Below are 9,781 nucleotides of genomic sequence, written 5' to 3'. Positions count from 1 at the left end.
GTTTCAGTCCAGGCCATGTGATCCTCCGTAGTCTTGGTAAACCACAGAGAATCATAAACTCCTGAAATCGCTCAACTTAATTTTCGGTTCGGCTCTAAGATGTCGCTTTACGTTGCCGTGTGAGCATCGGTCCATATTCCAGAACATAGAGGCCAAAAGCCAGTATCCATAACAGCGCCGAACCTGCGAGCAATGTATGAAAGAAATTCGGCATCATTTCTGCAAAGGGCCGCAACAGAGCAGCAAGAATAATACATAGATAGGCAATCTGTGTGCTGGGTGTAGCGGTTAATGGCCGACCGGTATGCCCGCGAGTTGCACGTGTCATAACTGCAAGCATCATGGTGCCGATGACGCCAACTGTCATGACATGGAGCGCTGAATAAGGGTTGAGATGGCCAAGAGCTGCACATGCAATGGCAATGTAACCCAGCGGCACGAAAGCATAGGCCACGTGCAGAACCAGCAGTATCTTTTCACGTGCCACGCTCCAGCCGCGCCAGCGATAGAGCCTTATCGTGTGCAGGACTGCCGTAATGATTGCAAGAATGGCAGTAAGAGTTGATTCAGGTGCCACAACCCATGAGATGCACGCCAAAGCCGCAACCATAATGCACAGGACATCGTACCTGTTAAATGGAACCGGAAACCGGGTTGATCCGGTTTTGTTAAGCCAGTTGCGGGTGAAGCTTGGAATGATACGTCCACCAATCAACATGACCAGCAGGACATAGGCGCTGACCCCGATGCGGTTTGCCATCGCAACATCGCCGTCCGTCATTGCCAGATAGTGAAATGTGAAATTGGCAATTGTAACCACGCTGACGGCAATCAGAACTTTTAGATTTTTCCACTGACGACCCGCAATGATCTCGCGTGCGCTGATAAAAAGCAGCATTGGCAGAAACAGGCTTTCTATTGCAACTGCCAGATAAAGATTGGTGATGTCTGGATTGAGAAAGAGGACGCGCCCGATAAGCCATGTGCCGAAAAGTATCGCAAGCGGAGCGCCGGAAACCGGCAGCCTGCCTGTCCAGTTGGGTATGGCGGTCATTAGAAAACCTGCGAGAACTGCAGAAGAAAAGCCAAAGACCATTTCATGTGCATGCCAGTTCAGCGCGCCATAAGTGCCCCCGACTGAAACGCCGAAAGTCAGCGACAAGATCCAAAGCAGCATGGCCAGAACGGCCCAGATGGCTCCGCCCAGAAAAAATGGGCGGAAGCCATAGCTGAAAATTGCCGGCCCGGTCTTTTTGAAGCCGCGCGCTATTGCGCCGCGGCGTTCGGAGGGCATCGCTGCGGAGGTGGCCAGCAGGCCTTCCTGTACTTTCATAGTATCCTCTCACTGACCGGTTTTAATGCAATTATCGGCAGTCTTTTATTGGGCGTCTGCAATCGCCTTTTCCAGCCGCTTCTGGACCGGCTTTGGCTTCTTGGCCGCGACAATAGCATCAAGATTTGCCGGGTTCTCGCCGACAACCAGCAGCGCAACCATACCCATTGCGTAATGTGGTGTGCATTTTACGAAATAGGCGCCGGGTTCGGTGACCGTGAGTGTGTAGTTTTCGTTAACCTTGCTCTTAAACGCTTCCACGCCTTCCGGGATCATGCCCTTGACCGACTCCACATTGTGGCCCTTGTCGGTAGGAATGAAGGTAATCGTGTCGCCGGGGTTGGCCTTGATATAGGCAGGCTCAAAAACCATCGCACCTTCTGCGCCTTTGTTGAGCATATGAACTTCGATGTTTTCCGCGAGAACGGGTGCTGCCATCATCAGGCTCAGCCCAGCAGCGGCGAGGGAAATAGCAAATTTGCGCATCTTTTTTGATCTCCATAGCTGGCTCAGGCGACATCACAGCGGTGCCTGATAATGACCAGTCTGATGCAGACTTAGAACGGCTTGGCGCTCACATCTTTGATTGGGATCAAATATATTCACATAGTTGAGAATAAAACTCAGATATCGCTTTCCACCATGTGCTTTGAGGTGTTTTTTATCTGATTTCAACTGCCTGCGCTTAGCAGATTGTTGCAACTTCTTTAACAAGCCAGTCGCGGAAGAGCTGCAATGCAGGATTGCTGGCAATGTTCTCGTGGCTGCATATAAATTTGTATGATTCTCTGGGCTCGAAATACCGCTCGGATACGATGCAGAGCGCTCCGCGTTGTACGTCGCTCTCGACGAGTGGACGATGAGAAAAACCAATGCCCTGTCCGGAGCGCACTGCGGCCAAAAGCGTGTGTTGATCATCAAAAAACAGGTTGGAGTTGGCAGCTAAATCGTCAAAGCCATGATGCGACATCCATCTCTTCCAGTCGCTTAAGTCCCTATAATGTAGGCGAGGAATATTCGGGTTAGCCAGAACATCTTCTGCGTTGACTACACCATCCAGGAGTGAGGGATTGCAAATGGGTACTAATTTTTCTTTTAAAAGTTCTATGCTGTAGACGCCTACAGGCGGGTGCAAACAGTATTTTATCTGCGCGTCTTCTCTATCCTGAGCGATGGAATCTATATCAAGATTATTCAGATGAAGCTGTATACTGGGGTTTTGCTTCAAAAAGCCTGCAATCCTGCTCGCGATAACCTCCATTGCAAAAAATGGACCGGCACGAACTCGTAGAACTTGCGCCTTGCTATCTTGGCCTATCAGTGCGGTCACAGCATTGATTTCATCAAATGCGCGCGTACAGACTTCCAGAAGAAGAGCGCCTTCAGGCGTTACGGATACTCCGCGAGGGCTGCGGACAAGCAGCTGACGGCCCAACGCTTGCTCAAGAAGCTTGATTTGATGGCTTACGGCGCCTTGGCTTATTGCAAGTTCTTCTGCTGCCAGGGTGAAGCTTTGGCAATGTGATACCGCTTCAAAAGCCCGTAGGGCCCTCAAACTTGGAAGGCGTCGTTTGGCTCGTGAAGTCATCCAGCTATTAATTTTTCTAATGGCATTAAATAGATCTTTTGCATTGATCGCCCTTCGGCGCAAGCATATTCGTTAAGCAATAAAAGTCGCCCTTGGATATCCGCGTTTATCTGCTCTCGATCGTAGTACGCGTCGGTTACCAATCAGGCAGGCATATAAAAGGAGAACGAATGTGATCAAAAAAACGAAAATGGGGTTTGCTGCCGTTTTTGCCGTCTTGTGTGGAGTCCTTCCAGTCCAAGCCGATGAAATCAGGATGGGAGCTGAGGGTGCCTATGCCCCCTTTAATTATCTGGACCCAAACGGGCAGCTGAAGGGCTTTGATATCGACGTCGGGAATGCGATCTGTGAAAAGCTGAAAGCCAATTGCGTATGGAGTGCGAACGAATGGAGTGGAATAATCCCCGCGCTCCAGTCGAAGAAATTCGATATCATGGCTTCTTCAATGGCCATCACTGAATCGCGCAAGGAGCAAGTCAACTTCTCCAATCCCTATTACTACAACACCATGCGGTTTGTTGCGTTGAAGGATCTAGGCCTAAAAGATGTGACACCCGAAAGTGCCAAAGGCAAAGTGATAGGCACCCAGACAGGCTCAATTGCAGCTGACGTGTTGCAGCGCTTCTTTCCGGACAATGAGGTGAAGCTGTATCCGACATTGGGCGAGGCTTTCATGGATATGGAGAGCGGCCGTATTGACCTTTTGCTAGAATCCAAATTCGCACTGAGTGATTGGCTCTCAAAGGGGGCGGACTGCTGCGAATTTGTTGGTGAAGAATTTCTTCTGGACGGCACATTGGGAGCGGGGATGGCTTTCCGCAAAGAAGACGAGCAGCTGCGAACACGTGTCAATCAGGCTCTCGAAGAGATTCTTAAAGACGGCACCTACGATAAGATCAGCGCTCTTTATTTTAACTTCGATATCAGGGCCAAACCAAAGTTCGCTAGTGAAGTTTTTGCAAATTAAACTGATCCCAACGGCTCACCTGATTTGAAACACCACATCAAATCGGGTGCCCCTGCGCGAGGAATAACGAGTTTCAACCGTTCCTTTTCAATTAGCCAAGACTGATCTTCACCGAAAAATAAAGGTCGCCTCGTGTCCTATCGTGTTGCCATCATCGAATTCATAAACGAAAATAATACCTTCACAGAAAATCGGACCAGCATTAATGATTTTCGCGCGTCGCATTATTTCAAGGGCGATGAGATTCCAGCCAATTTTCGAGGCACAGGCTCGGAGGTTGGCGGCGCAATAAAGGTCGCGGATGAAAAGGGCTGGGTACCTGTTTATATCACCGCTGCGCATGCGGAGCCAAACGGTATTGTGCTTGAGGATGCGCGTCTGGAAATTACTGGCGAGTGCCTGAGGCGGCTGCAGCAAGCTGGACCTTTGGACGGCATATTTGTCGCTCTGCATGGTGCCATGGTAACCGAGACGGATCAGGATGGCGACAGCCAGTTTCTTCGAGAGATACGGTCGGTTGTTGGATATGATGTACCCATAGCCATCACACTTGATCTCCATGCCAATACTTTTGATGAACTTGCTGATCTGGCACAGATCGCCGTTTCATTTCGCACATATCCCCATGTTGACATGAGCGAAGTTGGTGTAGAGGCCTGCCTTTTGCTGCATCGCGCGATGAGCGGCGAAATTAGGCCTTCATTGATTATTGCGCGACCGCCAATGCTGCTTGGATGTGACGACGGTCGCACAACCGATAATGGGCCGATGTGTCGGCTGCTCGAAAGCGCGGCTCGTGAAATGCAGCAACCCGGTATTTTGAATGTGGCGGTTAATGCAGGATTTACCGATGCCGATGTTTGGGCTGCTGGTCCCAATGTTATCGTGACGGCAGATCTAGAGAGTGTGTGCCGACAAACGGCTCGCAAAGTTGCGGGTAAGATTTGTGATGAAATCTGGTCGTACAAAGATCAGTGGTCGCAGCCGATGCCGCTTGATGAATGTATTGAGCAGTTGAAACAGGAGCAGGGCAGGGAAGGTACGATTGTCGTCGCCGATTTCTCCGATAATCCCGGTTCAGGTGCATACAGTGACTGCACAGCACTCATTGCGGCGATGCTCCAAGCTGGTGTGACCAATGCCGCCGCGGGTGCACTTCTTGATCCTGAGGCCGTGGTCGAGATTTCAGCCAGACCGGTAGGTGAGAGCATCACGGTAACGATCGGTGGCAAATCCGATCCATCCATTGGTGGTGGCCCACTGACGGTGACGGGCCGCGTGATGGCTAAAAGCAATGGGTCTTTTTTCTTTGAAGGCCCAATGTTTACAGGTTTGCCTGGAACAACCGGGAAAGCTGTGTGCCTGCATGTGGATGGGATCGATATTCTGATCGTATCGGAGCGTATGCAGATGCTTGATAAGAACATTTTCCGTGTTGTTGGCATCGAACCGAAGGAAAAGTCTGTTCTGGCGGTCAAGTCGATGCAGCATTTTAAAGGAGCATTCGGGCCGATTGCAAGGCAGATCATTGTTACCGATGCTGGCGGTTTGAGCTCACCAGATCTGTCGAGACGAACCTATTCCAACGTGCGGCGCCCGGTTTTCCCGTTGGACACATTGCCAGATCAGCTTCAGTTGAAGGGCTGACGAATCCATTGGACTTTAGCGGAGAACAGTGAATTTAATTCGCTCGAACGGGCCAATCAGGATGGCGTGTCGCCATCACCAAAGTCTTGGACCAGATCGATCATTTATGCTCACAGATGGAAAATTCGATGCACGCAGCGCCAATTTTCGCCGGATTAAAAATAGAGGCAGCTGAAATACGGGTCATACGTTTGCCGCTGCTCGTGCCTTTTGTGATCTCCACCGGCACGATGACTGAAAAGATCATCCCGATCCTTACCTTACGGGCTGAGGGGCTGGAGGGTTATGCCGAAGGCGTGATGGATCCATTACCAGATTATCTGGAGGAGACGATCTCCGGCTCACTCTCTTTTCTACGTGAAGTCATTCTACCGCAAATCGTTGGGAAGCGCTTTAATGGGCCAGCTGATATTGCGGCCATTCTCGATCCGTGGCGCGGTCATCGAATGAGTAAGGCCATGGTTGAAATGGCCGTGTGGGATCTGTGGGCGAAAGCACTCAACCTGCCATTAAGCGTAGCGCTTGGTGGTGTTCGTGATGCTATCGATGTGGGTGTCAGCTTGGGCATTGCAGACATTGCAACTACCATTGAAAGGATCGCCGCTTCGCTCGACGCCGGTTACAAACGCGTTAAACTGAAGATTAAGCGTGGCCATGATCTTGCTATGCTCCAAGTAGTACGGGATCATTTTCCTGACGCAAAGCTGACGGTAGATGCGAATGCAGATTATCACCTTTCTGATCTACCCCTTCTTAAGGCGATGGACGCTTTTGCGCTTGACTATATCGAGCAACCGCTGGCCTTTGACGACATTACCGATCACGTGCATGTGCAGGAAAAATTGTTGACCGCCATCTGTCTTGATGAGAGCATCCGGTCTTGCGTTGATGCACGAAAGGCACTTGTAGCGGGTGCGTGCCGCGTCATTAATATCAAAGTGGGCCGTGTCGGTGGCCACAGCGCATCACGCGCAATTCACGATGTCTGTGCCGCTTTCGATGTGCCTGTATGGTGCGGCGGGATGCTTGAATCCGGCATTGGTCGGGCGCATAATATTCATCTGTCCACACTGCCGAATTTTACAAAGCCGGGCGACACATCATCCGCCAGCCGATATTTCCCGCGTGATATCGTCAACGAGCCGCTCGAAGCAAAGAATGGCCAAATGGCCGTTCCTCACAATGGTTCGGGTATCGGTGTGACTTTGGATTATGCATTTCTCAATACAGTTACCAGCCAACGAGAGGATTTCGTCGCATGAGCGAAATCCTGATCCGAGAGCTTGCGTCTCTCGTCGAGATGAAGAATTCGGAGGATGTGCAACGGCTGGTGTGGGGAGAAGAGGACCCTGTCGATGCCGCAGATCTATTGCTTGCGATTCAGCACGAAGGCGGCCTTGTCGCTGGTGCGTTTGAAGGCGCAAAGATGATTGGTTTCATCTTTGGTTTTCCAAGTGCAACGCCGGGAGTTCAACATTCTCACCGTCTGGCTGTTCTTCCGGAAGCAAGAGGGTTGAAACTTGGTGCCCGGATGAAATGGTTCCAACGCGCTTGGTGCCTTGCGAGGGGCATCACGCATGTCCGCTGGACCTATGATCCGATCCGCGCGGTCAATGCGGGTTTAAATATTGCAAGCCTTGGCGCAACATCATCAATCTATCATATCAATTATTATGGTCCCATGGTTGGCATCAATGCTGGCTTGCCTTCGGACAGGGTCGTCGCTGACTGGCAATTGGATGATCCCCGTGTAAAAGCGCAATCTCAAGGCCAGAAAGCTGAGCTTCCGACGGAGGCTCAATGTGTAAAAATACCAAGCGATATCGATCATCTGCTTGCAACTGATCCGGCGGCAGCGATGCATGCCAGGTTGTCGCTTCGCCACCAGCTTCTTACTGCCTTCGATGAAGGTAAGCGTATTGTCGGCTTCGATAGACAAGCCTCTGCTTACTTATTGGTTTAAGGCAATAAATCAAATTAAATGCAGCTCTGATGCGCATTCTCATGGACCATGCGCGAGCCTTTGTGATGCAGATGACAGCCGGAAATCCGTCCGCCACCGCTCGGTTGTGCTGTGCTCAATACAATTGAGCACGAAGGGTTTCGACAAGTTTTGAGCGGTTGGGCGGTCTCTTCGCAAACCGCTTACGCCAGCGGAGCAATAAGCTTCTATTGTCGGCGATGTGTGCGGTTGACCTCGTTAACGACCGTGACTTGCTTGAGCCGGTACCGTTAGCTCTGATGGCGAAAACCATATATCGTAGCTATTCTAGAATGTATTGGAAAGAAGCGGCAAGGGCTTTTGCCATGTCCGCTTCTTTTAAGCATGAATGGATTGGCACTATAAGCCTACTTCCTTTCGCATAGTCTCTAGGCGTTCCATAGCAACAACCCCATCAGCGATGTTTGGGGCGGGTGTTTCCGCTCCCATAAGCGCGGGCACGACATCTGCCAACAATGAATGATAGCCCTTGGGGTCTTCATTGGCCGCTGCGGTAAAGTTAGGCTTCCAAGTGAGTGTATCGCAGTCGCCTGACAATGTCGCATTCGGATCGTCAATTTTGAATGCTGGATTACGATGCCAGCGCACGTCGATAACATCGTCCACCTCAATACGCTGGTGATCTCCCATCAGTTCAATGCGTTCGACGGGGGTTCCGCGCGACTGAATCGTCCCCATCGCAATGGTGCCGATAGCGCCACATTCAAAATCGAATGCCGCGTGGATCAACAGCTTACCCGGTTCTTTTTCGACTTTCTTGGCTGTCAGCTTTCGAACAGGGGAAACCAAGTGGGAGACGAGGTCCATATAATGGACGCAGTGGTGCAGGAAAAAGCCAGTGTAATCGACGTTGCCCGCGAAATAACCGGGGGCTGTCATGTAATAGCCGGTTAGGCCCAGAACATCGCCGAATTGGCCCGATTTTATGATATTGGCTGCGATTTTGTTGCCGATCGAATAGCGTTTCATGAAGCCGAGCAGCAGTGGCTTTTTTGCTTTTTCGGAGGCTTTGAGAAGTTCACGTGCGCCTTCGGCAGACCCCGAAGGTGGTTTTTCCATGAATACAGGCAAGCCGCGTTCCAACGCTGCCTTGCCAAATGCAAGGTGTTGATCAGGGCCAACAGCCATGCCAATGGCATCAAGACCGCGTGTGTTGAGGAGGGCTTCAACATCATTTGTCAGTGTTCGCACCCCGAACTGCCGTCCGGCATTCGCAAACCGTGTCGGGTCTATGTCGCAAAGCGCGGCAATTTCCACATCGTAACGAACAAGCTGCGGGAGCAACATCTGGGTTGCGTGGATACCGCAACCAATCCAACCAATTTTGAGGGTCATCGACGATACTCCGTAAGCAGGAGGTGGCTTTTCATGAAGGCGGTGCTGGCTGACAGACGATCACTTTCGTCCTCGTGTGGCGCTCTCCATTGCGCAAAAGGAACGCCAAAGCGATCATCCTGACGGCGGAATGGTTCAAGCGATATTGGGCCGGTATAAGCGATCTCGTGCAGGGCGCGACAAACCGCAACCCAGTCTGTTGCGCCTGTGCCGGGAAAGCCGCGGTGATTTTCATTGGCCTGAAAATGCACAACCAGATCGCCTGCAAGCCTGATCGCTTCTGGAATTGAGCTTTCTTCCATATGCATGTGGAAAGTATCGAGCATCAGTTTTATCGCTGGCTTGTCAACTGCATCCAACAATTCGATTGCTTGCTGGGTTGTGCAAAGGACATCGCTTTCAAAGCGGTTAAGTGGCTCGACTGCGAGCAGAACATCGCTTCCCTGCGCATATTCACCGGCAATTTTCAGCGCTTTTACGCAGCTATCTTTACGGCGCAAACGCTCATCTTCTGAAACTGGCTGTGGCGGGCGGCCAGCAAAGACGAGAGGGTTTCCGGTCAGAGGTCCACCAACAACCTGCGCTCCAAGCGCATGGGCGCAATCAACCGTGTATTTGAGATAATCAATGCCGCCCTGATAGGCATTGTTGTCGGCGGAAGAGATATTGCGTTCAAGATTAACGCGTGCTGCAAGCACGACGAAAAGTCCTGCGTCATCGAGGGCTTTGCGTGTTTCTTTGAGGTCCAGTTCGCCGGGTTCTGGCACCAGCAACTCAACAAATTCAAATCCGTGTTCACGCATTTTATGGAAAAGGGAAAAATGCTGGGCTGTGAAAGGCCGCGCATATTGCATTGAAATCAACCCGATGGGGTTCATGATATTTCCTCGATTGCTTGAAGAACTATTG

The 9,781-nt window shown here is 51.0% G+C and carries 9 protein-coding genes; 4 read left to right on the top strand and 5 right to left on the bottom strand.

Annotated elements, in window-relative coordinates; genetic code table 11:
• Positions 1 to 94: 94 nt before the first annotated feature.
• The 3 genes from VBH83_RS15620 to VBH83_RS15610 form a co-directional block, all read right to left on the bottom strand.
• Positions 95 to 1,333, bottom strand: a complete 1,239-nt coding sequence (locus tag VBH83_RS15620; RefSeq protein WP_265985750.1) for an NnrS family protein — start codon at positions 1,331 to 1,333, stop codon at positions 95 to 97.
• Positions 1,334 to 1,378: 45 nt separating this feature from the next.
• Positions 1,379 to 1,819 carry a pseudoazurin gene (locus VBH83_RS15615; protein WP_265985749.1) on the bottom strand — a complete coding sequence of 147 codons (441 nt, stop codon included), beginning with the start codon at positions 1,817 to 1,819 and terminating at the stop codon, positions 1,379 to 1,381.
• Between the two features lie 199 nt (positions 1,820 to 2,018).
• A complete protein-coding gene (locus tag VBH83_RS15610; RefSeq protein WP_265985748.1) occupies positions 2,019 to 2,984 on the bottom strand; it encodes a LysR family transcriptional regulator in 966 nt (321 codons plus the stop codon).
• A gap of 109 nt (positions 2,985 to 3,093) precedes the next feature.
• Here VBH83_RS15610 and VBH83_RS15605 point away from each other — a divergent pair, with 109 nt between their 5' ends.
• From VBH83_RS15605 to VBH83_RS15590, 4 genes are all read left to right on the top strand, one after another.
• A complete protein-coding gene (locus VBH83_RS15605; RefSeq protein WP_396998531.1) occupies positions 3,094 to 3,888 on the top strand; it encodes a transporter substrate-binding domain-containing protein in 795 nt (264 codons plus the stop codon).
• Positions 3,889 to 4,020: 132 nt separating this feature from the next.
• Entirely contained in the window at positions 4,021 to 5,535 is a 1,515-nt protein-coding gene (locus tag VBH83_RS15600; protein ID WP_265985745.1) for a M81 family metallopeptidase, read from the top strand.
• Positions 5,536 to 5,663: 128 nt separating this feature from the next.
• Positions 5,664 to 6,797, top strand: coding sequence for an o-succinylbenzoate synthase (gene menC / locus VBH83_RS15595; protein ID WP_396998530.1), 1,134 nt, complete (start codon positions 5,664 to 5,666; stop codon positions 6,795 to 6,797).
• Positions 6,794 to 7,498, top strand: coding sequence for a GNAT family N-acetyltransferase (locus tag VBH83_RS15590; RefSeq protein WP_265985742.1), 705 nt, complete (start codon positions 6,794 to 6,796; stop codon positions 7,496 to 7,498). Before menC ends, VBH83_RS15590 begins: the two co-directional genes overlap by 4 nt.
• A gap of 378 nt (positions 7,499 to 7,876) precedes the next feature.
• On the opposite strand, the gene VBH83_RS15585 is transcribed toward VBH83_RS15590, so the two are convergent.
• Together VBH83_RS15585 and VBH83_RS15580 are read right to left on the bottom strand one after the other, a co-directional pair.
• Complete coding sequence (locus VBH83_RS15585) at positions 7,877 to 8,872, bottom strand: Gfo/Idh/MocA family protein (protein ID WP_396998527.1); 996 nt, start codon at positions 8,870 to 8,872, stop codon at positions 7,877 to 7,879.
• Complete coding sequence (locus tag VBH83_RS15580; RefSeq protein WP_265985740.1) at positions 8,869 to 9,750, bottom strand: sugar phosphate isomerase/epimerase; 882 nt, start codon at positions 9,748 to 9,750, stop codon at positions 8,869 to 8,871. Before VBH83_RS15580 ends, VBH83_RS15585 begins: the two co-directional genes overlap by 4 nt.
• Between the last annotated feature and the right edge of the window lie 31 nt (positions 9,751 to 9,781).

This window comes from Ochrobactrum sp. S1502_03, assembly GCF_044435015.1.
GTDB lineage: Bacteria > Pseudomonadota > Alphaproteobacteria > Rhizobiales > Rhizobiaceae > Brucella > Brucella chromiisoli.
The sequence above is the reverse complement of the archived record's forward strand: the minus strand, read 5'-3'. Positions and strand labels throughout refer to the sequence as shown.

What these genes read in the sequence shown, in the direction of transcription:
- VBH83_RS15620 (WP_265985750.1), bottom strand. Translation starts at nt 1,333, where the DNA reads ATGAAAGTACAGGAAGGCCTGCTGGCCACCTCCGCAGCGATGCCCTCC.
- VBH83_RS15615 (WP_265985749.1), bottom strand. Translation starts at nt 1,819, where the DNA reads ATGCGCAAATTTGCTATTTCCCTCGCCGCTGCTGGGCTGAGCCTGATG.
- menC (WP_396998530.1), top strand. Translation starts at nt 5,664, where the DNA reads ATGCACGCAGCGCCAATTTTCGCCGGATTAAAAATAGAGGCAGCTGAA.
- VBH83_RS15590 (WP_265985742.1), top strand. Translation starts at nt 6,794, where the DNA reads ATGAGCGAAATCCTGATCCGAGAGCTTGCGTCTCTCGTCGAGATGAAG.
- VBH83_RS15585 (WP_396998527.1), bottom strand. Translation starts at nt 8,872, where the DNA reads ATGACCCTCAAAATTGGTTGGATTGGTTGCGGTATCCACGCAACCCAG.
- VBH83_RS15580 (WP_265985740.1), bottom strand. Translation starts at nt 9,750, where the DNA reads ATGAACCCCATCGGGTTGATTTCAATGCAATATGCGCGGCCTTTCACA.